General features: G+C 68.6%; 16 protein-coding genes. 9 read left to right on the plus strand and 7 right to left on the minus strand.

What is annotated here, in order from left to right:
* Positions 1-2052, plus strand: a complete 2052-nt coding sequence (gene recQ, locus ACK8OU_RS04845) for a DNA helicase RecQ (protein ID WP_410302254.1) — start codon at positions 1-3, stop codon at positions 2050-2052.
* Positions 2053-2058: 6 nt separating this feature from the next.
* Here the strand turns inward: recQ and ACK8OU_RS04850 are convergent, their stop codons facing one another.
* Entirely contained in the window at positions 2059-4293 is a 2235-nt protein-coding gene (locus ACK8OU_RS04850; RefSeq protein WP_410302255.1) for a hybrid sensor histidine kinase/response regulator, read from the minus strand.
* A gap of 133 nt (positions 4294-4426) precedes the next feature.
* On the opposite strand from ACK8OU_RS04850, the gene ACK8OU_RS04855 reads away from it, so the two are divergent.
* Both ACK8OU_RS04855 and pbpC read left to right on the plus strand, forming a co-directional pair.
* Positions 4427-9862, plus strand: coding sequence for an alpha-2-macroglobulin family protein (locus ACK8OU_RS04855; RefSeq protein WP_410302256.1), 5436 nt, complete (start codon positions 4427-4429; stop codon positions 9860-9862).
* 1 nt (position 9863) lies between these two features.
* On the plus strand, positions 9864-11897 hold the full coding sequence (gene pbpC / locus ACK8OU_RS04860; RefSeq protein ID WP_410302257.1) for a penicillin-binding protein 1C: 2034 nt from the start codon (positions 9864-9866) through the stop codon (positions 11895-11897).
* A gap of 8 nt (positions 11898-11905) precedes the next feature.
* Here pbpC and bktB read toward each other — a convergent pair whose 3' ends face one another.
* From bktB to ACK8OU_RS04880, 4 genes are all read right to left on the minus strand, one after another.
* Entirely contained in the window at positions 11906-13081 is a 1176-nt protein-coding gene (gene bktB / locus ACK8OU_RS04865) for a beta-ketothiolase BktB (RefSeq protein WP_410302258.1), read from the minus strand.
* Positions 13082-13179: 98 nt separating this feature from the next.
* On the minus strand, positions 13180-13920 hold the full coding sequence (locus ACK8OU_RS04870; RefSeq protein WP_410302259.1) for a metallophosphoesterase family protein: 741 nt from the start codon (positions 13918-13920) through the stop codon (positions 13180-13182).
* A gap of 78 nt (positions 13921-13998) precedes the next feature.
* Positions 13999-15594 carry a phosphoglycerate dehydrogenase gene (gene serA, locus ACK8OU_RS04875; protein ID WP_410302260.1) on the minus strand — a complete coding sequence of 532 codons (1596 nt, stop codon included), beginning with the start codon at positions 15592-15594 and terminating at the stop codon, positions 13999-14001.
* A 64-nt stretch (positions 15595-15658) separates the two neighbouring features.
* Positions 15659-16807: a phosphoserine transaminase gene (locus tag ACK8OU_RS04880; RefSeq protein WP_410302261.1), complete on the minus strand. Its 1149-nt coding sequence runs from the start codon at positions 16805-16807 to the stop codon at positions 15659-15661.
* Positions 16808-16956: 149 nt separating this feature from the next.
* On the opposite strand from ACK8OU_RS04880, the gene serB reads away from it, so the two are divergent.
* Positions 16957-17829 (plus strand): phosphoserine phosphatase SerB, encoded by an 873-nt coding sequence (gene serB, locus ACK8OU_RS04885; RefSeq protein WP_410302262.1) that lies wholly within the window; start codon positions 16957-16959, stop codon positions 17827-17829.
* On the opposite strand, the gene nagA is transcribed toward serB, so the two are convergent.
* Positions 17817-18956, minus strand: coding sequence for an N-acetylglucosamine-6-phosphate deacetylase (gene nagA, locus ACK8OU_RS04890; protein WP_410302263.1), 1140 nt, complete (start codon positions 18954-18956; stop codon positions 17817-17819). The genes serB and nagA overlap by 13 nt on opposite strands.
* Positions 18953-19789, minus strand: a complete 837-nt coding sequence (locus ACK8OU_RS04895) for a glucosamine kinase nucleotide-binding domain-containing protein (RefSeq protein ID WP_410302264.1) — start codon at positions 19787-19789, stop codon at positions 18953-18955. Before ACK8OU_RS04895 ends, nagA begins: the two co-directional genes overlap by 4 nt.
* A gap of 197 nt (positions 19790-19986) precedes the next feature.
* Between ACK8OU_RS04895 and ACK8OU_RS04900 the strand changes: the two genes are divergently transcribed.
* From ACK8OU_RS04900 to ACK8OU_RS04920, 5 genes are read left to right on the plus strand one after another with little or no spacing between them, the layout of a single operon-like run.
* The gene (locus ACK8OU_RS04900; RefSeq protein ID WP_410302265.1) at positions 19987-22122 is read left to right on the plus strand and encodes an FAD-dependent oxidoreductase; all 2136 of its coding nucleotides are present in this window, start codon (positions 19987-19989) and stop codon (positions 22120-22122) included.
* Entirely contained in the window at positions 22119-22733 is a 615-nt protein-coding gene (locus ACK8OU_RS04905) for a CDP-alcohol phosphatidyltransferase family protein (RefSeq protein WP_410302266.1), read from the plus strand. The genes ACK8OU_RS04900 and ACK8OU_RS04905 overlap by 4 nt, the downstream gene beginning before the upstream one ends.
* Before the next feature lie 3 nt (positions 22734-22736).
* Positions 22737-23915: an ABC transporter substrate-binding protein gene (locus ACK8OU_RS04910; RefSeq protein WP_410302267.1), complete on the plus strand. Its 1179-nt coding sequence runs from the start codon at positions 22737-22739 to the stop codon at positions 23913-23915.
* On the plus strand, positions 23912-25585 hold the full coding sequence (locus tag ACK8OU_RS04915) for an ABC transporter permease (protein WP_410302268.1): 1674 nt from the start codon (positions 23912-23914) through the stop codon (positions 25583-25585). Before ACK8OU_RS04910 ends, ACK8OU_RS04915 begins: the two co-directional genes overlap by 4 nt.
* A complete protein-coding gene (locus tag ACK8OU_RS04920; protein ID WP_410302269.1) occupies positions 25582-26217 on the plus strand; it encodes an ATP-binding cassette domain-containing protein in 636 nt (211 codons plus the stop codon). Before ACK8OU_RS04915 ends, ACK8OU_RS04920 begins: the two co-directional genes overlap by 4 nt.
* Positions 26218-26269 lie beyond the last annotated feature (52 nt).

Genomic DNA, 26269 nt, shown 5'->3' on the forward strand with positions numbered 1-26269 from the left:
ATGAACGCGCCTTCGCCCGAGGCGCTTCTGGCGCAGATTTTCGGATTCCAGTCCTTTCGCCCGGGGCAGGAAGAAATTGTCCGTGCCGTGATCGCCGGGCGCAATACGCTTGCGATCATGCCGACCGGCGGGGGCAAGTCGCTGTGCTATCAGCTGCCCGCGCTGTGCCGCGATGGGGTCACGGTGGTGATTTCGCCGCTGATCGCATTGATGCGCGATCAGGTCCGCGCCCTGCGTGCCGCGGGGGTTGAGGCGGGGGCACTGACATCGGGCAATACCGACGCGGAAACCGAAGAGGTCTTTGCCGCGATCGACGAGGGGCGGCTGAAGCTGTTGTACATGGCGCCGGAACGGCTGGCCTCGGGCGGGGCGGTGGCCTTGTTGCGCCGCGCGGGCGTGTCGCTGATTGCCGTGGACGAGGCACATTGCGTCAGCCAGTGGGGCCATGATTTCCGCCCCGATTATCTGCGGATCGGGGAATTGCGCCGCACGCTGGGCGTGCCGCTGGCCGCCTTCACCGCCACTGCGGATGAAGAAACCCGCGCCGAAATCATCACCCGGCTGTTCGGGGGCACGGCGCCCGAAACTTTTTTGCGTGGCTTTGACCGGCCCAATATTCACCTGGCATTTGAACCCAAGGACCAGCCCCGCCGCCAGATCCTGGATTTTGCTGCCGCCCGGCGTGGACAGTCTGGCATCGTCTATTGCGCGACGCGTGCGAAAACCGAAACCATTGCGGCCGCACTGCGCGAGGCGGGTCACACCGCCTGCCACTATCACGGCGGGATGGATGCCGATGACCGGCGTGAGGTCGAGGCGCGGTTTCAGCGGGAAGACGGGCTGATCGTCGTGGCCACCATCGCCTTTGGCATGGGGATCGACAAACCCGACATCCGTTGGGTGGCCCATGCCGATCTGCCAAAGTCGATTGAGGGCTATTATCAGGAAATCGGCCGCGCGGGCCGTGATGGCGCGCCTGCCGAAACGCTGACCCTGTATGGCTCCGACGATATTCGTCTGCGCCGCGCCCAGATTGATGAGGGGCTGGCGCCCCCCGACCGCAAGGCCGCCGATCACGCCCGGCTGAATGCGCTGCTGGGCCTGGCTGAGGCGACCGGCTGCCGCCGCCAGCGTCTTTTGGCCTATTTCGGGGAAGAGTCCGGGCCCTGCGGCACCTGCGATCTGTGCGATACGCCGCCCGATCTGTTCGATGCGACCGAGGCGGTGCGCAAGGCGCTGTCGGCGGCGCTGCGCACGGACGAAAGCTTTGGCGCCGGGCACCTGATCGAGATCCTGCTTGGTAATGCCACCGACAGGATCACCGCGCGCGGGCATGACCAGCTGCCGACCTTTGGCGTGGGGCGCGACCTGTCGCGCGCGCAGTGGCAGGCTGTGTTCCGGCAGATGATGGGCCATGACCTGATCCGCCCCGACGCCGAACGTCACGGCGCGCTGGTGATGACCGAAGCCGCCCGCCCCGTTCTGCGCGGTGAGGCACAGATCACGCTGCGGCGCGACCTGATCCGCAAGGCCACCGCCCGCCCGGTGGTGCGCACGCTTGTGTCCGAAGAGGATGCGCCGCTTTTGTCCGCGCTCAAGGCGAGGCGTCGCGCCCTGGCCGAGGCGGCGGGCGTGCCGGCTTATGTCGTCTTTCCCGACCGGACCCTGATCGAAATGGCCGAGGCGCGGCCCATGACGCTGGATGCGATGGCGCGGATCAACGGGGTCGGTGCCAGGAAGCTGGAAAGCTATGGCGCCGCCTTCCTTGAGGTGATTGCCGGCGCGGCAGCGCCGATGCACCCCGCCCGCCGCCGTCTGGCCGGGCGCGAGGCTGGTAGCCTGTTCGACCGTCTGGCCGAGGTTCAGCTGGGTCTGGTCCGCGGCGCCGATGGCCACGATCGCTATCTCAGCTGTCCGCCGGCGACATTGCGCCGGATCGCCGAAACCCGCCCCCGCACCCGGGCCGATCTGCTGCGTGCGGGGCTGGCGGAACAGAAGCTGGACCGCTTTGGCGATGCGTTCCTGCAGGCGATCGCCGCATTCGACCGCTGACCGGCGCTAGGTGTTTGACCCCGCTTTGCCGTCACCGCCGATCGGGGGGCGTGCGCCGGCTGGCTGATGGGCGCGGATCATGTCGGCGATCGCCGACTTTTTCAGCGGCTTGGTCAGATAGTGATCGCCCCCCGCGGCAAAGATCGAGTCGCTGTCGCCGTCCATCGCATGGGCGGTCAGGGCACAGATCGGGGTGTGCCCCCCCGTTCCCCCTTCGGCGGCCCGGATCGCGCGTGTCGCTTCGCGGCCGTCCATTTCGGGCATGGAAATATCCATGAACACAAGATCGGGGCGGAACGCGGTCCACAGTTCGACCGCCTCGCGCCCGTTGTTGGCAAAGCGCAGCTCGATGTCGAAATCCTGCACCATCTTGCGAAACACCAGCTGGTTGGTGCGATTGTCCTCGGCCGCAAGAATGCGCATCTGGCGCAGTGCCGCCGGGGGCGGGTCGGGTGGATGTGGGTCCGGGGCGGCGGCGGCATCGGGGTGTGACAGCGCCTGAAGCGTGCGGAACAGGTCTGATCGCAGCACGGGTTTTTCAAGGCACCCCGCCAGTTCCGCGCGTATCCGGTCTTCGCCCATTGCCTCGGGGTCCGAGGTCAGCAGCAGGATCGGCGCCGCCACCCCGCGTTCGCGCAGCTTTTCGACCAGCGCCATGCCATCCATTTCGGGCATCTGATGGTCGGTCAGCACCACATCGAAACGCGCGCCATCTTCCAGCACCCGAAGCGCCTCGGCGCTGGATCGGCACAGCGTCACGTCCAGACCATAGGTTTCCAGCTGCCGTTCCAGGATGATACGGTTGATCAGCAGATCGTCGATCACCAAGGCCGCCTGAAGCGTGATCGGCGGCCCGGTCCTTTCCGTCGGTTCGGCCGGCTCGGCCACGGGCACCACGACCTTGAACCCGAAGCAGGATCCCTTTCCGGGTTCGCTGTCTACCCAGACCGCGCCGCCCATCAGTTCGACCAGCTGGCGGGTGATGGCCAGGCCAAGGCCGGTGCCTTCGAACTTGCGGTTGGAATCGCTTTCGACCTGATTGAATTCACCGAACACATGATCAAGGTATTCGGGCGCGATGCCGATGCCGGTATCTTCAACGGTGACATGCAGTTCGTATTCGCTGTTGGTCCGTTCGAAACCGACCACGCGTGCCAGCACATGGCCGGCGGTGGTGAACTTGACCGCATTGCCCAAAAGATTGGTCATGATCTGACGCATGCGGCCCGGGTCCGCCATGAACCGTGTCGGCAGGAACAGGTCGTAATCGACCAGCAGCTTCACCCCCTTGTCCTTGGCCGTGGGCTGCAGCAGCACCATCACCTCATGTATGCAGCGTTCCAGATCAAAGACTTCGGGGTAAAGCCGCAGGCGTTCGGCTTCGATCTTGGAATAGTCGAGCACATCGTTGATGATGGTCAACAACGCCTCGCCCGATGATTTGATCGTTTCGGCATAAAGCCGTTGATCCTCGGTCAGGTCGGTTTCGGCCAGCAATTCGGCCATGCCCACGACCCCGTTCATGGGGGTTCGGATCTCATGGCTCATGTTGGCGAGGAAGGCGGATTTGGCGCGGCTGGCGGCTTCGGCCCGGCGGCGGGCCTGTTCCATTTCGGCTTCGCGCTGGATCGTGCTGGTGATGTCCCGGGCCAGGCAGACCAGATCGCCATCCTCGGCCCAGCGGTCGATCAGCTTGATGTGGCGGCCGTCCGGGGTGCGCAGGATGAAGGGGGCGATATGGCTGCCGCGGATGCGGGCGACCATGTCGTGATGCCAGTCCAGCGGGTCGCGGCCGTCCATTTCGACCATGCCGTGCCGCGCCACCTGTTGCAGCACCGAATCATACGTCATCCCCGGGGTCAGTACGATTTGGCCACGAAAGAACGACAGATAGGCGCGGTTGGCCACCACCAGATGCAGGTCGGGGTCAAAGACGGCAAAGCCGTCGCGGATGGTTTCCAGCGCATCCCAAAGCCGCCGCTGCGCGATCTGCGCCACCGAATGGGCGCGCTGCAGATCGTCACGCACCTTGGTGTTTTCCCCCTTCAGCGATTCGGCCTCGGTCAGGGCACGCTGCAGGCCGTGGCGTTGCTGCACGATCTGGTCCGACAGCGCGCGCGCATGTTGCGCAAGCTTCTGGTTTGCGGCGAAAAGTTCGCGTTTCTTCTGTTCCAGCAGCCGTTCCGCCGCAAGGCGCGCGCGGCGTTCCTGCGCCAGCTTGTCCACGATACTGCTTTGCATTCCGCCGAACCCGTCCCAAAGTTTCGATCCGGGCAGATTGGCAAATGGCCGTGAAATAAGGTTTAACCCCTGCGGGCATTGTCAGAAAAGCCACACCGTGACACCATCCCCGCATAGAAGCGGAGGAATTTTCATGCGTGCCATTCTGTTTGCGGTTTTTGCCGCTGTTGCCATCCCTGCATATGCCCAGGATGCCGCGCTGGTGCCCGAACGTCGCATGGTCCTGTCCGAAGGGGTTGATCTGGTGGGCCGCGATCTGGCGCAGATCTTCGACACCACGCTGGATGCCTGCGAGGCCGCCTGCCTGACCGATCCGCGCTGCGAGGCGATAACCTACAATGCCCGCTCGCGCGCCTGCTTTCCGAAAACCGCCGTTACCGGGTCATTACCCTATCAGGGCGCCTATTCGGGCCATGTCCGCATCGCTGCGGCGGGCGCGCAGGCCAGGGCCGCGACGCGGGCGGCGGATCTTGGGTTCCTGCCCGTCGGGATGTTGCGCGCAGCCCATGATCAGGCCCGCGCCCTGGGCCGCACCCATGTGACCGGCGACTGGTCCGAGGCCGATCTGCTGGATGCGCTGGACACCGCGCGGGCGGCGGGCGATGGCGCGCAGGCGCTGCGGCTTTTGGGCGCGGTCCTGAACCTGACCGATGCTGCCGACCAATGGATCGACTATGCCCGCCTGACGCTGGGGTCCCCCGTGCCTGACCGGACCGAGGCCGCCCGCCGCGCCGCGCTGGCGGCCGTGAATGGCTATCTGCGCGCGCCATCCGCCCCGGTGCAGGCCGAGGCGCTGATGGTGCTGGCCCAGGCCGAGGCGCGCGCGGACGTGACGCGCGCGATCATCCCCGCGCTGCGCCTGGCAACCCGGCTGTCGCCGCGACAGGACATTGCCGCCGCGCTGGACGATGCGATCGGCAAATACGGCTTTCGCATCGTCGAACATCAGGTAGAGTCCAACCTTGCCAACCCCCGCCTTTGCGCGGTCTTTTCCGAGGACCTGGCCCGCGGGGCCGATCACGCCAGCTTCGTGCAACTGCCCGAACCGGCCCTGTCGGTCGAGGCCGAGGCCAATCAGCTGTGCGTGGCGGGGTTCCGGCACGGCACGCGGCTGGAACTGACCTTCCGCGAAGGGCTGCCCGCCGCCTCGGGCGAAAGCCTGGCGCGGGATGTGACCATCACCGCCTATGTCCGTGACCGCGCACCCGCAGTGCGCTTTCCGGGTCGCGCCTATGTGCTGCCGCGCGCGGCCGATGCCGGGCTGCCGGTGGAAACCGTGAACACCGACCGGCTGGACCTGCGGCTGATGCGGGTGTCCGACCGCAACCTGGTTGCGGCGCTGCGCGACGATTACTTCGCCCGGTCGCTGGATGTCTGGTCGACCGATCATTTCGCCGAAACCCTGGCCGAAGAGGTCTGGACCGGCAGTGCCGAGGTGGGGATGCAGGTCAACCGCGACATCACCACCCGCCTGCCCGTGCAAGAGGTGACCGGCCCGCTGGGGCCCGGCATCTATGCGCTTCAAGCTTTGGTCCCCGGGGCGGATGTTTACGAAAACCCGCCTGCAACGCAGTGGTTCGTGATCTCGGATCTGGGGCTTGCGACCTGGTCCGGGGTCGATGGGCTGACGGTGGTGGTGCGCGGCCTGTCCGATGCGGGCGCACGCGCGGGTGTCGCTGTGGAACTGGTGTCCAAGGCCAATGCGGTGATCGCCACCGCGCAGACCGATGCCGAGGGCGTCGCCCGCTTTGCCCCGGCGCTGACCGCGGGGCGGGGGTCTTCGGCCCCGGCGCTGGTGCGGGTGGCGCAGGGCGAGGACATGGCCTTCCTGTCACTGACCGATGCGGAATTCGACCTGTCCGACCGCGGGGTCGAGGGGCGCCCGCCCGCGCCGCCGATCGACCTGTTCCTGACCACCGACCGCGGCGCCTATCGCGCGGGCGAAACGGTGCACGCCACGATCCTGGCGCGTGACGGCGCGGCCCGGGGGCTGCCGGCGCTGCCGCTGACGGCGGTGCTGATGCGTCCCGATGGCGTGGAATATGCCCGCGCCCTGACCGATGCGGTGGGGGCCGGTGGCCATGTCAGCTCTTTCCCCATCGGTGCCGCCGCCCCGCGCGGCACCTGGCGGCTTGATGTCTTTGCCGATGTAAAGGCGCCGCCGCTGGCCTCTGCCCGGCTGCTGGTTGAGGATTTCCTGCCTGAACGGATCGATTTCGACCTGACTCTGCCCGATGGCCCCCTGGCTGCGGATGCGCTGCCCGAACTGGGGTTGGCCGCGCGCTATCTGTTTGGCGCGCCCGGCGCGGATCTGCAGGTTGAGGGCGAGATGCGCCTGACCGCCGCCGCCGCCCTGCCGGGCTGGGAAGGTTTCCGCTTTGGCCGTCATGACGACCCCTTTCCCCCGCGGTTCGAGCCGCTGGATCTGGGCCAGACCGATGCCACCGGGCAGGCAGCCCTTGGCCTGCCGCAGCCTGACCTTGGCGCCGATGCTGTCCCCCCGCTGGAAGCCGCCGTCACGGTTCGGGTCCGTGAAGGCTCGGGCCGGCCGGTGGAGCGGACCATTGCGCGCGCGCTGCTGCCCGCCGATCCGGTGATCGGCATCCGGCCGCTGTTTCAAGGCGATGCGGTGCCCCAGGGCACCGAGGCGGGGTTTCAGCTTGTGGCGCTCGGGTCTGACGCCCGGCCCGTTCCGATGCAGCTGCGCTGGGTGCTGAACCGGGTTGAAACACGCTATCAATGGTATGCGCTTTACGGGTCCTGGAACTGGGAGGCCGTCACCGCGCGCACCCGCATTTCCGAAGGTAGGGTGACATTGGATGGCTCTGCCCCCGCGCAGATCGCGGCGCCTGTGGACTGGGGCCGGTATGAACTGGTTGTGGAACGGCTGGGCGGGCCCTACGCGGTGGCCTCGGTCGGGTTCGACGCGGGCTGGTATGCCGCGGCGGACGCCATCGCCAGCCCCGACCGGCTGGATCTGTCGCTGGACCAGCCGCGCTACCGGGCGGGCGATACGGCGCGGCTGCGCATCGTGGCCCCGGCGGATGGCGTGGCGCTGGTCTCGGTGCTGTCGAACCGGGTGGTCGCGCTCAAGGCCGTGCCGGTGACGGCGGGCGACACCACGGTCGACCTGCCCGTGACCGAGGAGTGGGGCGCGGGGGCTTATGTCACGGCATCGGTCCTGCGCCCGCTGGCGGGCGATCCGCAGGACCGTGTGCCGGTCCGCGCGCTGGGTCTGGCCCATGCCGCGGTGGATCCGGGGTCACGCCAACTGCGGGCGCGGTTCGAGGTGCCCGAGGCGGCCGATCCGCGCACGACCCTGCCCGTGGCGATCAAGGTTGATGGTGTCGCCCCGGGGGATACCGCCCATGTCACCATTGCGGCGGTCGATCTGGGCATCCTGAACCTGACCGCCTTCAAGGCCCCCGATCCGTCGGGGCATTACTTTGGCCAGCGGCGGCTGGGCGTGGGGCTGCGCGATATCTATGGCCGGCTGATCGACGGGCGCACCGGGGCCGAGGGGATCATCCGGTCCGGCGGCGATGCGGGGCGCGGGCTGCAGATGCAGGCCCCCCCGCCCACCGAGGAACTGGTGGCGCATTTCTCGGGCCCGCTGACGGTGGGGCCCGATGGCTATGCCCGGGCCGCGGTCCCGCTGCCCGCCTTCAACGGCACGGTGCGGCTGATGGCGGTGGCCTGGTCGGATGGCGGCGTGGGCCAGGCCCAGGCCGATGTGCTGGTGCGCGATCCGGTGGTGGTGACGGCGTCACTGCCGCGTTTCCTGGCGCCGGGCGACCGCGCGCGCCTGCTGCTGGAGGTCGTTCACGCCACCGGCCCGGCAGGAAGGATGGGGCTGGATATAACCTCTGGCGGGCTGGACCTGGACGAGGTGCCCGCAGGGTTTGATCTGGAACCGCTGGGCAAGGCGGACCTGTCGATCCCGCTGACCGCCGGGCAGGCCGAGGGGCTGGAACAGATCCGCGTGGCCCTGACCACGCCTGCGGGGCGGGTGCTGGAAAAGACCCTGACCATCCCGATCCAGCGCAACGATCCGGCCGTGGCGCGGCAATCGCGCTTTGATCTGGCGGCGGGCGATACCTTTACGCTGGATGCCAATGCCTTTGCCGGCTTCGTGCCGGGCAGCGCGCGGGCCACGCTGGCCGTCGGCCCCCTGGCACGGTTCGACACCGCCGCGCTGCTGGCGGCGCTGGACGCCTATCCCTATGGCTGCACCGAACAGGTGACATCCAGGGCCTTGCCGCTTTTGTATCTGTCCGAGGCCGCCCAGGCGATGGGTCTTGCGACGCCTGACGACCTGCGCGCCCGGATCGACACGGCGATTGCCAACGTGCTGACCAATCAGGACGCCAGCGGATCGTTCGGCCTGTGGTCTGCGGGGTCGGGCGATCTGTGGCTGGATGCCTATGCCACCGATTTCCTGAGCCGGGCGCGGGCGCGGGGCCATACGGTGCCCGATGCGGCGTTCCGCACGGCGCTGGACAATCTGCGCAGCCGGGTGAACTACGCCCCCGATTTCGATGCCGACAGCAATGATGGCGGCACCGGGCTGGCCTATGCGCTGATGGTGCTGGCGCGCGAAGGGGCCGCGGCGGTGGGCGACCTGCGTTATTACGCCGATGTGAAGGGCGGCGATTTCGCCACCCCCCTGGCTGCGGCGCAACTGGGGGCGGCACTGGCGCAATATGGCGATCCGACGCGGGCAGATACCATGTTTGCCCGTGCCGCACGGATGCTGCAGGCGGCCCCGCCCGAGGGGCAGCTGTGGCGCGCCGATTACGGCAGCGCCTTGCGCGACCGCGCGGCGGTTCTGGCGCTGGCGGCCGAGGCCGGGACCAACGCGGTGCCGCTGGACGACGTCGGTGCCTCGGTCGCCGACAGCCTGCGCCAGCAGCGCCTGTCCACGCAGGAAGCCGCCTGGGTGCTGATGTCCACCCAGGCGCTGATCGACCGGCCCGGGGCCGAGGGATTTACCGTCAACGGCGCGCCCGTTACCGGCCCCTTGTTGCGCGTGCTGGACGATACGGATGCGCCGTTGGAAATCACCAATGGCTCGGACCGGGCGCAGGTGCTGACGCTGACCACGACCGGCGTGCCCGAGACGCCCGAACCCGCAGGCGGCAAGGGCTATAGCCTGACGCGCAGCTATTATACGCCTGAAGGCGCGCCGGTGGACCCGGGCACCGTGGCGCAAGGGACCCGGCTGGTCACCGTGCTGGAAATCACACCCCACGGCGGTGGCGCGGCGCGGCTGATCGTGGCGGATCCCCTGCCGGCGGGGTTCGAAATCGACAACCCCAACCTGATCCGGGGGGGCGATCTGGCGGGGCTTGACTGGCTGTCCCTGGCTGACGAAACGCGGATGACCGAGTTCCGCCAGGATCGTTTCCTGGCCGCGCTGGACTGGGATCAGGATATGCCCGTGCGGCTGGCCTATATGGTGCGGGCCGTCACACCGGGCGCGTTTCACCACCCCGCTGCCAGCGTCGAGGATATGTATCGCCCCGACTATCGCGCCCAGACCGCGACGGGCCGGGTGACGGTAAACTAGGATGCGCCGGACGGGGCTGATCTGGCTGGTCGCGGGGCTATTGGCGTTTGCGGCGGCCCGCGACGGGCTGGATGGCTGGATCGCGCGAACCGACCTGCCGCCCCTGTCGGTGGCGGTCGGAACCGAGGTGCTGGCCAGCGACGGCTTGATCCTGCGGGCCTTCGCGGTGGCGGACGGGCGCTGGCGGCTGGCACCCGGCCCGGTGGACCAAGGGTTCCTGGCCGCGCTGATCGCCTATGAGGATCGCCGCTTTTACGACCACGGCGGCATCGACCCCCTGGCGGTGGCGCGGGCGGCGTGGCAGGCGATATTGGCGGGGCGGGTGGTGTCGGGGGCCTCTACGCTGACGATGCAGGTGGCCCGCCTTCTGGAAGAGGGGCCGACCGGCACCCTGTCGGGCAAGATCCGTCAGGCCCGCGTGGCGCTGGCGCTGGAACGGCGGTTGTCCAAGGCGGAAATCCTGGGCCTTTACCTGCGCCTTGCACCCTATGGCGGTAATCTGGAAGGGGTGCGGGCCGCGACGCTGGCCTGGTTCGGCAAGGAACCCCGCCGCCTGACCGCGGCCGAGGCCGCGCTGCTGATTGCCCTGCCCCAAGCGCCCGAGGCGCGCCGCCCCGATCGCTTTCCCAAGGCGGCCGCAGCCGCCCGTGCCCGCGTTCTGGACCGGCTGGCCGCGGCGGGGGTGCTGGCCCCCGACCGGGCAAAGGCCGCCCTTGCCGAACCCGTGCCGCAGCAACGGCGCGACTTTCCCGCGCGGGCCCCGCATCTGGCGGCGCGGCTGGCCCGTGCCGCACCCCCGGGCGCACAGATCGCCACCACCATCGACCCCGGCCTGCAACGCGCGGCGGAACGCCTGGCCGCGCGCGCGGTGGCCGGGCAGGGCGGGCAGGTTTCCGCGGCGATCGTCTTTGCCGACCATGCCACGGGCGCGGTTCTGGCCCATGTCGGTGGCGCCAGCTGGGGGGCCGAGGCAAACGCGGGTTTTGTCGACATGGCGCAGGCGCCGCGATCGCCCGGATCAACGCTGAAGCCCTTTGTCTATGCGCTGGCCTTCGATGATGGCCTGGCCCATCCCGAAACACTGATCGAGGATCGTCCGCTGGCCTTCGGCACCTGGGCGCCACAGAATTTCGACCGCCGTTTTCGCGGCACCGTCAGCATCCGTGCCGCGTTGACAGAGTCTTTGAACATCCCCGTGGTCAGCCTGACCGAGGCGCTGGGCCCGGCGCGGCTTCTGGCTACGCTGCGGGCGGCGGGGATGCGGGTTGATCTGCCTTCGGGTGCCCCGGGGCTGGCGGTGGCGCTGGGTGGGCTGGGTGTCAGCCTTGAGGATCTGGTGCAGGGCTATGCGGCGCTGGCGCGGCTGGGGCGCCCGGTGCATCTGTCGGCCCTGCCGGGGCAATCCGGTGCACCCGACGGGCGGCTGTTCGGCCCCGTTGCCGCATGGCAGGTCGCCGATATCCTGGCGCAGGTGCCGCCGCCTGCCGGGGCCGCGCCGGGGCGGATCGCCTTCAAGACCGGCACCAGCTATGGCCACCGCGACGCGCTGGCGCTGGGGTTTGATGGGCGTCATGTTGCGGGCATCTGGTTGGGCCGGCCCGATGGCACGCCGGTGCCGGGGGCCTTTGGCGGCGATCTGGCCGCGCCGATCCTGTTCGAACTGTTCGACCGCGCCAAGCAGGCCCGCGACCCGCTGCCCCCGCCGCCGCCCGCCACGCTGCTGGTGCCCAATGCGCGCCTGCCGCAGCCGCTGCAGCGGTTCCGTCCGCGCGGTGTGCTTTTGCCCGATGTGCCGGGCGATGCGCCGGAACTGGCCTTCCCCCCCGATGGCGCCGAGGTCGAGGCACAGGGCGGTCTGGTCGCCAAGCTGCGCGGCGGCACCCCGCCCTTCACCTGGCTGGCCAATGGCGCGCCGATCGCCCTGGCCGAACGCGGGCGTGAGGTTCTGTTGCCGCTGTCTGGCCCCGGTTTCGTGACGCTGACGGTGATCGACGGGGGCGGGCGGTCTGCCGCGGCCTCGGTACGGCTGCGCTAGACGCCGGGTCAGATCCGTTCGATCGCCAGGGCGATGCCTTGCCCGCCGCCGATGCACATGGTGATCAGCGCGCGCCGTCCGCCGGTGCGTTCCAGCGCGTGCAGCGCCTTGACGGTGATGATCGCGCCGGTCGCCCCGACCGGATGGCCAAGCGCGATGGCGCCGCCATCGGGGTTGACCCTGGCCGGATCAAGGCCCAGCGCCGCGTTGACGGCAAGCGCCTGGGCGGCGAATGCCTCATTCGATTCAATGATGTCGAAATCGCCGGGCTCCAGGCCGATGCGCGCGCAAAGCGCCTCGACCGCCGGGATCGGGCCGATGCCCATCACCTCGGGGCGCACGCCTGCCACGGCATGGCCCAGGATGCGCGCGCGCGGGCGCAGGCCCGCCGCCTCGGCCGCCTCGGCCCGTGCCAGCACCAGCGCGGCCGCACCGTCATTGATCCCCGAGGCATTGCCCGCTGTGACGGTGCCGTCCTTGCGAAACGCCGGGCGCAGCGCGGCCAGCGCGTCGGCGCGGGTGTCCTTGGGGTGTTCGTCGGTGTCGAAAATCACATGCCCCTTGCGACCGGGAACCTCAACCGGGACGATTTCGGCCTTGAAATGCCCGGCCGCGATCGCGGCGGCGGCCCGGCGCTGGCTTTCAAGGGCGAAGGCATCCTGCATTTCGCGGGTGATGGCATGTTCGGCCGCGACGTTTTCGGCGGTGATGCCCATATGTCCGGTGCCAAAGGGGCAGCTGAGCGTCTGGGTCAGCATGTCGACGGCCCTGACATCGCCCATCTTCTGGCCGAAGCGCGCCTGCGGCAGGCTGTAGGGGGCGCGGCTCATGCATTCGGCGCCGCCGGCCAGGGCGAAATCGGCATCCCCCAGCATCAGTGCCTGCGCCGCCGACACGATGGCCTGCACGCCTGATCCGCACAGCCGGTTGACGTTCATTGCAGGGGTGCCGACCGGGATGCCCGCGTTGATCGCCGCGACCCGCGACAGATACATGTCGCGCGGTTCGGTGACGATGACATTGCCAAAGACCACCTGGCCGATCATTTCGGGCGCGATGGCTGCGCGGTGCAGTGCCGCCCTGGCGGCGACGGTGGCAATGTCGATTGGCGCCAGACCGGACAGGCTTCCGCCAAAGGTTCCGATGGCCGTCCGCGCGCCGGACAGGATGACGATCCCGGTCATGGCTTATCCCCTTGTGTTGGTGCGCGAAGGCTAACGCCCGCCAATGCGCGGCGCCAGCCGCAACCGGGACCGTGACGTAGCGTCATTACCTGCCGTTGTCAGCCGTGGGCCAGCAGTGGATCGCGCCCGGTGGCGGTCAGCAGCCAGGCATCGCGCCCCTCGATCACCACGGCGGATACCGGGCCGCCATAGCCTGCACTGGAATCCAGGTTCAGGCGGTTGCCGTAATGGGTGGCGCGATCGATTGCGGTATGGCCATGCACGACAAGGAAACCATGATCGCGCGGGTCATTCAGGAAATCGCCGCGAATCCACAACTGGTCATCCTCGGTCTGATACTGCAGCGCGATGCCGGGGCGGATGCCGGCGTGCACGAACAGCGCCGGTCCCCGCTGAACATGAACGGGCAAGCGTGCCAGCCAGTTGACGTGATCGCGTGGCACGGCGGCCAGTGCCTCGGCGTGGATCTGTTCGACGGGGCGGTTGGCGGGTTCGCGCAGGCCATAGGATTCAAGGGTCTGCGGTCCGCCCAAACGGGGATGCAGCCAGCTGAATTCGGTCCGCAGCATGGGGTCACGCGCCCAGGGATCGGCCAGAAAACCCAGGAACATGCGGTCGTGGTTGCCTTTCAGCACGATCCAGTTTTCGCCCCGTGCCTGCCCGGCGATCAGATGGCGGACCACGCCCGCGCTGTCGGGACCGCGATCCACCAGATCGCCGACATGGATCACCGGGGCATCCGTGTCACCGCAGGCCGCGCGATCGGCCGCGATCAGCGCATGGGCCTGGCGCAACAGATCCAGCTGGCCGTGAATATCCCCGATCGCATAGCTGCGCATCGCACCCCCCCAATGACAAAGGCCCCCGCCACCGCGGGGGCCAATGCCCATTACATCAAAGCCAGACGGGATTCGAGGTCAGGCGACTTCAAATTCCAGCGGTTTGACCTGCTGGAACAGCCCCGAGGCCTTCAGCTCATCGACCACGGCGGCGGGAAGCGGCTCATCCAGGTACAGGATTGCGATGGCGTCGCCGCCCGCCGCGGCGCGGCCCAGGGTGAAGTTGGCGATGTTCACGTTGTGCTTGCCCAGCGAACCACCCAGCGTGCCGATGATGCCGGGCACGTCCTTGTTGGTGGTGTAGAGCATGTGCGCCCCCACCTCGGCATCGATGTTGATGCCCTTGATCTGGATGAAGCGCGGCTTGCCATCGCTGAACACGGTGCCCGCGACCGACCGTTCGCGGGTTTCGGTCACGACGGTCAGCTTGATGTAGCCGTCGAACACGCCCGATTTCGCCTGGGTGGTGGTGGCGATGTTCACGCCACGCTCTTTGGCGATGACCGGGGCAGAGACCATGTTCACATCCGGGTTCGCGGCCTTCATGATGCCCGCGATCGCGGCGCAGTTCAGCGCCTGCAGCTTCATTTCCGTCACGACGCCATCGTAAAGGATGTTGATCGCCTGGATCGGCTCATCCGTCATCTGGCCGACGAAATCGCCCAGATGGCCGGCGAGCTTCACCCAGGGCCCCATGACGGCGGCTTCCTCGGCGGTGACGGACGGCATGTTCAGCGCGTTTTGCACCGCGCCGGTCAGCAGGTAGTCCGACATCTGTTCGGCCACTTGCAGCGCCACGTTTTCCTGCGCTTCGGTGGTCGAGGCGCCCAGATGCGGCGTTGCCACCACATTCGGCAGGCCGAACAGCGGGCTGTCGGTTGCCGGTTCCACCGCGAACACGTCCAGCGCGGCGCCCGCGACATGGCCCGATTTCAACAGCTCGGCCAGCGCCTCTTCGTCGATCAGGCCGCCGCGGGCGGCGTTGACGATGCGGACACCCTTCTTGGTTTTGGCCAGGTTTTCACGCGACAGGATGTTTTTGGTCTTTTCGGTCAGCGGCACATGCAGCGTGATGAAATCGGCCTTGGCCAGCAGTTCATCCAGTTCGACCTTGGTGACGCCCATCGCCTTGGCGCGTTCTTCCGACAGGAAGGGGTCATAGGCCATGACCTTCATCCGCAGACCCAGCGCGCGGTCGGCCACGATAGAGCCGATATTGCCCGCGCCGATCAGGCCCAGCGTCTTGTTGAACACCTCGACGCCCATGAAGCGGTTCTTTTCCCACTTGCCGGATTTGGTCGAGACGGAAGCCTCGGGCAGTTCGCGCGCCACGGCGAACATCAGCGCGATGGCGTGTTCGGCGGTGGTGACGCTGTTGCCGAAGGGGGTGTTCATCACGATCACGCCCTTTTTTGAGGCGGCCGGAATGTCCACATTGTCCACGCCGATCCCGGCGCGGCCGATCACCTTCAGGTTTTTCGCCGCTTCCAGCACCTTTTCGGTGACCTTGGTGGCGGACCGGATTGCCAGACCGTCATACTGGCCGATCACTTCCAGCAGCTTGTCCTTGTCCTTGCCCAGATCGGGCATGTAATCCACCTCGACCCCGCGGTCGCGGAAGATCTGTACGGCGGTTTCAGAAAGTTTGTCGGATACGAGAACCTTGGGCGCCATCACGGGCTCCTGTCAAATGGGGTTTGGGGAAGGCGGGCGGCGGGGCCGCCCGACCGGGGCCAGATCAGGCCTGTGCGGCGATCTCGGCCTCAAAGGCCCATTCCAGCCAGGGCATCAGCGCCGCGACATCCGCCGTTTCGACGGTCGATCCGCACCAGATCCGCAGACCCGCGGGCGCATCGCGATAGGCGCCGATGTCCAGCGCGACACCCTCTTTTTCCAGGCGCTTGGCGACGGCCTTGGCAAAGGCGGCGGCGTCCTTGATCCGGTCGTCCGTGAACTTGAGGCAGACCGAGGTGGTCGAGGCCGTGGCCGGATCGACCGCGAGGTTCGCGATCCAGGGCCTGGCGGCGCAGAAATCCCACACGACCCTGGCGTTTGCCTCGGCCCGGGCGATCAGCCCCTTCAGCCCGCCAACCGTCTGCGCCCATTTCAGTGCGACCAGATAGTCCTCAACCGCCATCATCGAGGGGGTGTTGATGGTTTCGCCGACAAAGATGCCTTCGATCAGCTTGCCGCCCTTGGTCATGCGGAAGATTTTTGGCATCGGCCAGGCGGGGGTATGGCTTTCCAGGCGTTCCACCGCACGGGGCGACAGGATCAGGATGCCATGCGCGCCTTCGCCGCCCAGCACCTTCTGCCATGAGAAGGTGACCACATCCAGCTTGTCCCACGGCAGGTCCATCGCAAACGCGGCCGAGGTCGCGTCGCAGATCGTCAGGCCGGCGCGGTTCGCGGGGATCGCGTCCCCGTTCGGCAGGCGCACGCCCGAGGTGGTGCCGTTCCAGGTAAAGACCACGTCCTTGTCAAAATCGACAGTGGCGAAATCCACGATCTCGCCATAGGGGGCCTTTTTCACGGTCGCGTCCAGCTTGAGCTGCTTGACCACATCGGTGACCCAGCCTTCGCCGAAGGATTCCCACGCCAGCATTTCCACGCCGCGTGCACCCAGCAGCGACCACATCGCCATTTCCACGGCGCCGGTGTCCGAACCGGGGACGATGCCGATGCGGTAATCCGCGGGCACGCCCAGAATTTCACGGGTGAGGTCGATGGCCTCTTTCAGCTTGTTCTTGCCGACAGCGGCACGGTGCGACCGGCCCAGCGGGGCACCAGCAAGCATGTCAAGAGAGAAGCCGGGGATCTTCGCGCAGGGGCCCGAAGAGAAACGCGGATTGGCCGGCCGCGCGGCCGGGATCGTGTGATCGGTCATGGTATCCTTCCAGATAAACGCCCCTCGTTGGGGAGAGGTGTCCCGCCGCTGGAAATACGCCTGCGCATGCTCTGGCACAAGATGGAAAATTGCGATAATGCGCCGCATCTGACGCCAAAGACGACATCGCCCCAGACCGGAAGGCCACCATGTTCATCGCCACCCTTCTTGCCGCCCCCGAAAAAGCCAATCTCGACCGGGTGACCGTCGAATCGCTGCGCGATGCCTGGGCGGGCGGGGCGGCGGAATGGCTTAACCCCGGGGTTGCGGCGGAATTCGCCTTGCCCGAGGTGCCCGCGAACCGCTGGGAGGTTTGGGAAGGCCTGCAGGGGATGGGCGTCGATCTGGTGATTCAGCCGGCCGAGGGGCGGCAAAAGCGGATGTTGCTGGCCGATATGGACAGCACGATGATCCAGCAGGAATGTATTGATGAGCTTGCCGATGTCGCGGGTGTGGGAGACCGGGTCAAGGAAATCACCGCCCGCGCGATGAACGGCGAACTGGATTTCGAAGGCGCGCTGATCGAACGGGTGGGCCTTTTGAAAGGTTTGCCGCAATCGGTGATCGGGCAGGTGATTTCGGAACGCATCACCTTCATGCCCGGCGGGCGCGTGCTGCTGGCGACGATGAAGGCCAAGGGCGCCTATACGGTTCTGGTTTCGGGCGGGTTCACGGCCTTCACCGGCCATGTCGCGGGCACGCTGGGCTTTGACGAGGCGCGGGCCAATACGCTGTTGGTTGCCGATGGCCACCTGACCGGCGAGGTCGCCCGCCCGATCCTGGGGCGCGAGGCCAAGATGCAGGCCCTGACCGAGGTGTCCGCGCGCCTTGGCATCGGCCACGATCAGGTGATGGCGGTGGGCGATGGCGCGAATGACCTTGGCATGCTGGGCATGGCGGGCGCCGGGGTGGCGCTGCACGCCAAGCCCGCGGTCGCCGCGCAATGCGACATCCGCATCAACCACGGCGACCTGACGGCGCTGTTGTATATTCAGGGCTATCGCGCCGATCAGTTCGCCTGAACCGGCGCACCCGCCTGCCAGACGCGGGTCAGTTGCCAGTCGGCATTGAAATGCACCAGATCGGCGGGCAGGCCGGGGGCAATGCGGCCCCGGTCCGACCCGATCACCTGCGCCGGGATGCGGCTGGCCATGGCCAGCGCGCGTTCGGGCGAAAGGCCCACCTGTTTGATCATGAAGCGCACGGCCTGCGGCAGGCTCAGGTCGGCCCCGGCCAGGGTGCCATCCGCCAGCGTCAGCCGCCCGCCCCGGCGCAGGATGCGGCGGTCCCCCAGCTGGAATTCGGTCAAGCCGGTACCCGCCACGGCCATGGCGTCGGATACCAGAAACACCTCGCCTGCGCTTTTGGCGGCCAGCGCCAGACGGATCGTTTCGGGATGCACATGCACACCATCGGCGATCAGGCCACAGGCCAGCGGCAGCGAAAGGGCCGCGCCGACAAGGCCGGGTTCGCGGCTGCCAAGCGGGCTCATGGCGTTGAACAGATGGGTGACGCTGGTGGCGCCCGCGGCCTGCGCGGCGGCCGCTTCGGCCAGGGTGCAGTCGGCATGGCCCAGGCTGACCACCGCGCCCGCGGCGTGCAGGGCCGCGATCTGGCCGGGCCGGGCCGAGGCCGGGGCCAGCGTCACCATCAGCGTGGGCAAGGCGCGGGCGGCGGCGATCAGCGCGGCAAGGTCGCCATCGGTCATCGGGCGGATCAGGGCCGGGTCATGCGCGCCGTGGCGGCGCGGGTCCAGGTGCGGGCCTTCCAGATGCAGGCCCAGAAACCCCGGCACGCGCGCCTTGGCCGCTGCGATTCCGGCTTTGATCACGGCGGCGGTGGCCTGCGGCGTGTCGGTGATCAGCGTGGGCAGGATGCCCGTTGCGCCCAGCCGCGCGTGGGCGGCGCAGATCCGGGCAAGGGTTGCCGCCGTCGCGCTGCCATCCAGCAGGATGCCGTCGCCGCCATTCACCTGCAGGTCAATCAGCCCCGGCGCCAGAACGCCGCCATTCAGATGCAGGACGGGGTAATCGGGCGCCTCGGCCTCGGGCAGGATAGCGGTAATGCGGTTGTCCTCGATCACCAGCGCCATGCCGGGGCGGCGCGTCGTGCCGTCGAACAGATCGGCGCCGGTCAGAATCCGGGTCATGATGCCTCGGCCAGATGGCGCGCCATGTGCAGGGCGCCCGCCACATTGTCGCCCAAGGCAGGGCGGATCTGCCAGCGGTCGTGCAGGTGCGTCGCGCAGGCCGGGCCAAGACCGCCGGTGAAGGTGACGGGCAGGGGGGGGCCGCCCTGTTGCAGCAGGGAAATCGCGGCGGCGACCTCGGCCGTGGCGGCGCCCAGCACCGCGATCGCGGCGGGGTCGTCGCTGTCGGTGACAAGCGGCGCGACGGCGGCGAAATCCGCCGGACGGGCGGATTGGGCAAAGGCGGCAAGCCCCGCGCCGCCGCCGTTGTCGTCCAGCAGCCGCTGCAACAGCGGCGTCAGGGACACAAAGCCGTCCAGCCCCCGCAGCGCCCGCGCCATCAGCGCCCGCCCGATCCAGGCGCCCGATCCCTCGTCGCCCAGCACCAGCCCCCAGCCGCCGATCACCCGCAGCGCGCCGCCGCGCCGCGCGGCAAAGACCGACCCGGTGCCCATCGCGGCCAGGATGCCATCGTCATCCCCAAGTGCGCCGGCCACTGCGATCTGCACATCCTGCACCACCTGCACACGGGCAAAGGGCAGGCCTTGTGCGATGCGCGCGGCGGCCTCGGGGAAATTCGCCCCGGCAAGGCCAAGAACGGCGCAGACCTGATCGGGGTGGCAATGACCGTCCATCACCGCGTCGGCGGCGGCAAGGATCGCGCCCCGCGCGCCCTGCGGATCGGTGACGATATTCGCCGGCCCCGCGGTGGCGCGGGCGATCGCGCGGCCCGTCGCATCGGCCAGCGCCGCGCGGCATCCGGTGCCGCCACCATCCAGCCCCAGTAGAAACATGCCCGCCCCCTTGCAGCCCCGCGCCACGCAGATTGCCAAAACCTTGCGCCCGGCGAAAGGGTGGCTGGCGCCAGCGGTGCTTTTTCCGTCTTATGCCGGGGCGGGCGGATTTTTTGGGTGACATTCCGTCCGCTTGCGCCAATTGAAGGGGGCGGGCGCGTATCGCCGCCCGAAGCGATGGGCGGCAAGGGAAAACGATGCGCAAACCGGTGATCTTTGCGGCGCTGGGGCTGGTGGTGCTGGGCCTGATCTGGGCCAGTGGCGGTGCGCCTGCCGATCTGGACGGCCTGCGCGCTGCGCTGGCCCGTGCGGAAGGGTGGCGCGCGGCGAACCACGCCGCCTTCGCGGTGCTGTTTTTTGCCGCCTATATCGCGGTTACGGCGTTGTCGCTGCCCTTTGCCGTCTGGATGACGCTGGCGGCGGGGGCGGTGTTCGGGTTCTGGGGTGGGCTGGTGCTGGTGTCCTTCGCCTCGACCATCGGCGCGACGCTGGCGTTCCTGGCGGCGCGGTTTTTGTTGCGCGACTGGGTGATGGCGCGGCTGGGGGCGCGGGCCAGGGCGGTGGAACAGGGGCTGGCGCGGGACGGTGCGTTCCACCTGTTCTCGCTTCGGCTGATCCCGGTGGTGCCGTTTTTTGCGTTGAACCTGCTGATGGGTCTGACCGCGATGCCCGCGCGCCGGTTCTACTGGGTCAGCCAGCTGGGGATGCTGCCGGGCACGGCGGTCTATACCAACGCGGGCACGCAGCTGGGGCGGCTGGACAGCCTGTCGGGGGTGATCTCGGCCCCTGTTTTGGGGGCCTTTGCGGCACTGGCGGTGTTTCCCTGGATCGCGCGGCTGGGTCTGGGTCTGCTGCGGCGCAGGCGGGCCTATCGTGGCCATACCCGCCCGGCGCGGTTCGATCGCAACCTGATTGTGATTGGCGCAGGCGCGGCGGGGCTGGTCACGGCCTATGTGGCCGCCGCCGCCAAGGCCCGCGTCACGCTGATTGAATCGCATCGCATGGGCGGGGATTGCCTGAATTACGGCTGCGTGCCGTCCAAGGCGCTGATCCGCTCGGCCAAGGCGGCGCATCAGATGCGCCATGCCGACCGCTTTGGCCTGACGCCCGCCGATCCGGGCGTATCGTTCCGCGCGGTGATGGCGCGGGTGAGGCAGGTGATTTCCGACATCGCACCGCATGACAGCGCAGAACGGTATGAGGGCCTGGGGGTCGAGGTTCTGCAGGGCCATGCCCGTCTGGTTGACCCCTGGACGGTCGAGGTGACCGGCGAATCCGGGCTGCAGCGGCTGACGGCGCGGGCGATCGTGCTGGCGACCGGGGCCGCGCCTGTGATCCCCGATCTGCCGGGGCTGGCCGATGCAGGGCCGCTGACCTCGGACACGTTGTGGGACCGGATGGCGCCGCGCGACACCCCGCCCGCGCGGCTTCTGGTGCTGGGCGGCGGGCCGATCGGGTGCGAACTGGCGCAGGCCTTCCAGCGGCTGGGCTCACAGGTGACGCTGGTCGAACAGGCCCCCCGCCTGCTGGCGCGTGAAGAGGCCGAGGCCGCCGATCTGGTCCGCGCGTCGCTGGAGGCAGACGGCGTGCGGGTGCTGACCGGCCACCGGGCGCTGGCCTTTGGCGCGCAGGGCGGAAAATGGGTGGATCTGGACGGCGGTCAGCGGGTCGAATTTGATGAGGTGATCGTTGCCGTGGGCCGCGCCGCGCGTCTGACGGGATACGGGCTGGAGGATCTGGGCATTCCTACCGCCCGCGTGATCGGGACGAACGAGTATCTGGAAACCGTCTTTCCCAACATCTACGCCGCCGGGGATGCGGCGGGGCCGTTCCAGTTGACCCATGCCGCGGCGCATCAGGCCTGGTTTGCCGCGGTGAACGGGTTGTTCGCCCCCTTCTGGCGGATCAGGACCGATTACCGCGTGATCCCCTCGGCGGTTTTCACCGACCCTGAAATCGCCCGCGTCGGCCTGACCGAGACCGAGGCGCAGGCGCGCGGCATCCCCCATGAGGTCACCCGCTACGGTATCGACGATCTGGACCGTGCGATTGCCGACGGCACCGCGCGTGGCTTTGTCAAGGTGTTGACCCCGCCCGGCAAGGACCGGATTCTGGGCGTGACCATCGTGGGTGAACGCGCCGGGGATCTGTTGGCGGAATTTGTTCTGGCGATGAAACAGGGGCTGGGGCTGGGGCGTATCCTGTCCACGATCCACATCTATCCGACGCTGACCGAGGCAAACAAATTCGCGGCCGGCAACTGGCGCCGGGCGCATGTGTCGCCCCGCGCGCTGGCGGTTTTGGGGCGGTTCCACGCCTGGAGACGCGGATGATCGACGCCGCGCTTTTGCCCCTGCAGCGCCGTCTGCTGCATCCCCCGGCCCGCGCGCTGGCGGGTTTGGGCGTGCAGGCCGACCAGGTCACCATCGCGGGGTTTGTGCTGGGCCTTGGCGCGGTGATCGCCCTGACGGCCGGTGCCTTTGGCGCGGCGCTGGGGTTCATCGCATTGAACCGGCTGGCCGACGGGCTGGACGGTGCGGTGGCGCGGATCACCGGGCCGACCGACCGGGGGGCGTTCCTGGATATCGCGCTGGATTTCGTGTTCTACGCGCTGGTTCCCCTGGGCTTTGCGCTGGCCGATCCGGTGGCCAACGCCCTGCCCGCCGCCGTGTTGATCGCGGCCTTTGTCGGCACCGGGTCCAGCTTTCTGGCCTTTGCCAGCGTTGCCGCCAGGCGCGACCTGCGGACCGAGGCCTATCCCGCCAAGGGCATCTATTACCTGGGTGGTCTGACCGAAGGGGCCGAGACCATCGCCTTTTTCACCGCCGCCTGTCTGTGGCCCGGGGTTTTCGCGTCCCTGGCCTATGGCTTTTCCGCCGCCTGCGCGGTGACCACCCTGACCCGCTGGCATTGGGGCTGGCGGGCCTTTTCCGACAAAGGATGACCGATGCGACTGTTGTTCAGCGCCCTTGCCCTGACCGCCGCCACCCCCGCCCTTGCCGACTGGCAGGCCACGCTGGATGCCGCGCGCGGCCAGACCGTCTATTTCAACGCCTGGGGCGGGGATCAGCGCACCAATGACTTCATCGCCTGGGTGGGGGCGCAGACCGAGGTACGTCATGGCGTGAAGGTCGAACAGGTCAAACTGGCCGACACCGCCGAGGCCGTGTCGCGGGTGATCGCGGAAAAGGCGGCGGGCAAGGACACGGGCGGCTCGGTCGATCTGATCTGGATCAACGGGCCGAATTTCCTGGCGATGAAAGAGGCGGGGTTGCTGCATGGCCCCTTTGTCGGCGATCTGCCGAATGCGGCGTTTGTGGACCTGTCGGCGGGTGCCCCGGCCTCGGTCGATTTCACGGTGCCGGTCGAGGGGATGGAAGCGCCGTGGCGGCTGGCGAAATTTGTCTTTGTCCATGACAGCGCACGGGTTGATCCGCCTGAAACCATGGCGGCTTTCGTGGATTGGGCGGCGGCCCATCCGGGGCGGATGACGCATCCGAACCCCGCGAATTTCATGGGCGCGACCTTCCTGAAACAGGCGCTGACCGAGCTTGCGCCCGATCGGGCGGTGCTGCAGTCCGCCCCGACCGGGAAAAGCTATGCTGCCGCGACCGCGCCGTTGTGGGCCTGGTATGACGCGCTGCGCCCGCATCTTTGGCGCGCGGGCGAAAGTTACCCGGAAAACGAATCCGTTCAGGCCCGGATGCTGAACGATGGCGAGGTGGACATCGCCATGTTCTTTGATCCGGCCGCCGCCGCCGCGATGATCGAACAGGGGCTGCTGCCGGAAACCGTGCGCGTCTTTGTCCCGAAGGGCGGCAGCCTTGGCAACGTGTCCTTCGTGGCGATCCCCTACAACGCCGCCCACAAGGAAGGCGCGCAGGTCGTGGCCAATTTCCTGCTGGAACCCGCGACCCAGGCGCGGATGCAGGATATTACCGTGCTGGGCTCATTCCCGGTGCTTGACCCGGCCCGGCTGGACGGGGCGGCCCGGGCGGCCTTTGACGCGCTGCCCACCGCACCCGCCTTGCCGACGCTGGAAGATCTTGGCCCGACCCTGGCCGAGCCGCACCCTGCCTGGATGACCCGCCTGACCGCGGACTGGGCCGCGCGCTACACGAAATGATCTGGGCGCGCGTCCTTCGCGGGCTGGTTGTGCTGGGGATCGGCGGGCCGATCCTGGCGGGGCTGGCGGTGACGCTTGCGGCCTCGTTCGGATGGCTGCCGGCGATTGGGCATGCGGATCTGACCCTGGCGCCCTGGGCGCAGGCGCTGGCGCAGCCGGGCTTTGGCACGAGCCTGCGGCTGACGCTGGTGACGGGGCTTGGCGCCTCGGTCCTGTCGCTGGCGCTGGCTTTGGGGGTGGCGTTCCGGCTGGCGATGCGACCCGGCGCCTTGCGCTGGCTGGCCCCGATCCTGGCGGTGCCGCATGCGGCGCTGGCGATCGGGCTGGCCTTTCTGATCGCGCCCTCGGGCTGGATCGCGCGCGTTCTGAGTGGCCCTTTGGGCTGGACGCAGCCGCCCGATCTGGCGACCGTGGGCGATCCTTTGGGGCTGGCGCTGATCCTGGGGCTGATGCTGAAAGAGGTGCCTTTCCTGCTGCTGGTGATCCTGGCCGCGCTTTCGCGGGTGCCGGTGGCGGCGCAGATGGCGGCGGGGCGGGCGCTGGGCTATCGCCCGTGGGCGGTCTGGCTGAAGCTGGTCGTGCCGCAGCTTTACCCGCTGATCCGGTTGCCGGTCTATGTGGTGCTGGCCTTTTCGCTGTCGGTCGTGGATATGGCGCTGATCCTTGGCCCATCGCACCCGCCAACCTTGGCCGTGGCAATCCTGCGCGGCTTTTCGGCACCCGATCCGGCGGTGGCGCTGCCGGCCTCGGCCATGGCGATGCTGCAGGCTGGCATCGTCGCGGCGGGCATCGGCCTGTGGCGGTTGGCCGAGTTGGCATTGGCCGCAGCGGGCAGGCTTTGGCTGCGCCGGGGCGGGCGCGGGGGGGCGGCCCCGGTATGGGCGTTGGCGGCGGTCGGCGGCGGGGGGGGCCTGGTGCTGGCGGTCGGTTCGCTTTTGGTGTTGGCGATCTGGTCACTGGCCTGGCGCTGGCGCTTTCCACAGCCCCTGCCCGAAAGCTGGTCGCTGCGGATCTGGGCCGCGCCGGGGCAGGGCTGGGGCGGCGATGCGTGGACGACGCTGGGGCTTGGGCTGGCGGTGGCGGGGTTGGCGCTGGTGCTGGCCATCGCCTGGCTTGAGGCCGAGGACCGGCTGGGCCACCGCACGCCGCTGGCGGCGCTGATTGCGCTGCCGCTGCTGATGCCGCAGATCGCGTTCCTGCAGGGGGTGAACGTGGCCTTCCTGCGCGCGGGTCTGCCGCCGGGATGGGGGGCGGTGCTTTGGGCGCATCTGCTGTTTGCCTTTCCCTATGTGCTGATCGCGCTGGCGGGGCCGTGGCGCGCGCTGGATGCGGGCCTGATCCGGTCCGCTGCCAGCCTTGGCGCGGGGCCTGTGCGGCGGCTGGCGGTGGTCAAGCTGCCGATCCTGCTGCGCCCGATCCTGACCGCGGCGGCGATCGGCTTTGCCGTGTCGGTCGCGCAATATCTGCCGACGCTGTTTCTGGGCGGGGGGCGCGTGGTGACGCTGACGACCGAGGCGGTGGCGCTGTCGTCGGCCTCGGACCGGCGGGTGGCGGCGGTCTATGCGGTGTTGCAGGGGGCGCTGCCGTTGCTGGCCTTTGGCGCGGCGATCATCTTGCCCGCGCTGGTGCAGCGCAACCGCGCGGGGCTGACCGGGGCGCTGACCCGATGACGCTGATCCTGCACGATATCGCGCTGACCGCGCCCGGTGCCGCCGCGCCGTTGTTCGCGCCGCTGACCCTGACGGTTCCGCCCGGCGTTGTGGCGACGGTGATGGGGCCGTCGGGGGTGGGCAAATCCTCGTTGCTGGACCTGATCGGCGGGCATCTGGCGCGGGGCTTTCGCTGGACAGGCCGGGTCACGCTGGAGGGGGGTGACCTGTTGCCCCTGCCGGCCGAGGCGCGGCGCGTCGGCGTGTTGTTTCAGGATGCCCATCTGTTCCCGCATCTGTCGGTGGGCGACAACCTGGCCTTTGGTCTGTCGGCGCAGGTGCGTGGACGTGCCGCCCGCCGCGCCGCGGTGGATCAGGCGCTGGATCGCGCGGGCCTTGCCGGCATGGCGCGGCGCGATCCGGCCACGCTGTCGGGTGGGCAGCGGGCGCGGGCGGCCTTGATGCGGACGCTTCTGGCGCGGCCCCGGGCGATCCTGCTGGATGAGCCGTTTTCGCGTCTTGATGCGGGTTTGCGCGCCGAAATCCGCGCTTTCGTGCTGGATCACATCCGTGCCGAGGCGATCCCTGCGATCCTTGTCACCCATGACCCCGAGGATGCGCGCGCCGCCGCCGGGCCCATCGTGACGCTCTGACGCGCCAAACCGCCTTGCCCCGCCAGCCTGCGCGCTTTATGCCATAGCCAGC

The organism is Pontitalea aquivivens, from assembly GCF_046507575.1.
GTDB lineage: Bacteria > Pseudomonadota > Alphaproteobacteria > Rhodobacterales > Rhodobacteraceae > Pontitalea > Pontitalea aquivivens.

Coding starts and splice junctions, on each gene's coding strand:
- nagA (WP_410302263.1), bottom strand. CDS start 18,956: ATGACCCGGATTCTGACCGGCGCCGATCTGTTCGACGGCACGACGCGC.
- pbpC (WP_410302257.1), top strand. CDS start 9,864: ATGCGCCGGACGGGGCTGATCTGGCTGGTCGCGGGGCTATTGGCGTTT.
- bktB (WP_410302258.1), bottom strand. CDS start 13,081: ATGACCGGGATCGTCATCCTGTCCGGCGCGCGGACGGCCATCGGAACC.
- ACK8OU_RS04920 (WP_410302269.1), top strand. CDS start 25,582: ATGACGCTGATCCTGCACGATATCGCGCTGACCGCGCCCGGTGCCGCC.
- ACK8OU_RS04905 (WP_410302266.1), top strand. CDS start 22,119: ATGATCGACGCCGCGCTTTTGCCCCTGCAGCGCCGTCTGCTGCATCCC.
- ACK8OU_RS04880 (WP_410302261.1), bottom strand. CDS start 16,807: ATGACCGATCACACGATCCCGGCCGCGCGGCCGGCCAATCCGCGTTTC.
- ACK8OU_RS04870 (WP_410302259.1), bottom strand. CDS start 13,920: ATGCGCAGCTATGCGATCGGGGATATTCACGGCCAGCTGGATCTGTTG.
- ACK8OU_RS04895 (WP_410302264.1), bottom strand. CDS start 19,789: ATGTTTCTACTGGGGCTGGATGGTGGCGGCACCGGATGCCGCGCGGCG.
- recQ (WP_410302254.1), top strand. CDS start 1: ATGAACGCGCCTTCGCCCGAGGCGCTTCTGGCGCAGATTTTCGGATTC.
- serA (WP_410302260.1), bottom strand. CDS start 15,594: ATGGCGCCCAAGGTTCTCGTATCCGACAAACTTTCTGAAACCGCCGTA.
- ACK8OU_RS04900 (WP_410302265.1), top strand. CDS start 19,987: ATGCGCAAACCGGTGATCTTTGCGGCGCTGGGGCTGGTGGTGCTGGGC.
- ACK8OU_RS04850 (WP_410302255.1), bottom strand. CDS start 4,293: ATGCAAAGCAGTATCGTGGACAAGCTGGCGCAGGAACGCCGCGCGCGC.
- ACK8OU_RS04915 (WP_410302268.1), top strand. CDS start 23,912: ATGATCTGGGCGCGCGTCCTTCGCGGGCTGGTTGTGCTGGGGATCGGC.
- serB (WP_410302262.1), top strand. CDS start 16,957: ATGTTCATCGCCACCCTTCTTGCCGCCCCCGAAAAAGCCAATCTCGAC.
- ACK8OU_RS04855 (WP_410302256.1), top strand. CDS start 4,427: ATGCGTGCCATTCTGTTTGCGGTTTTTGCCGCTGTTGCCATCCCTGCA.
- ACK8OU_RS04910 (WP_410302267.1), top strand. CDS start 22,737: ATGCGACTGTTGTTCAGCGCCCTTGCCCTGACCGCCGCCACCCCCGCC.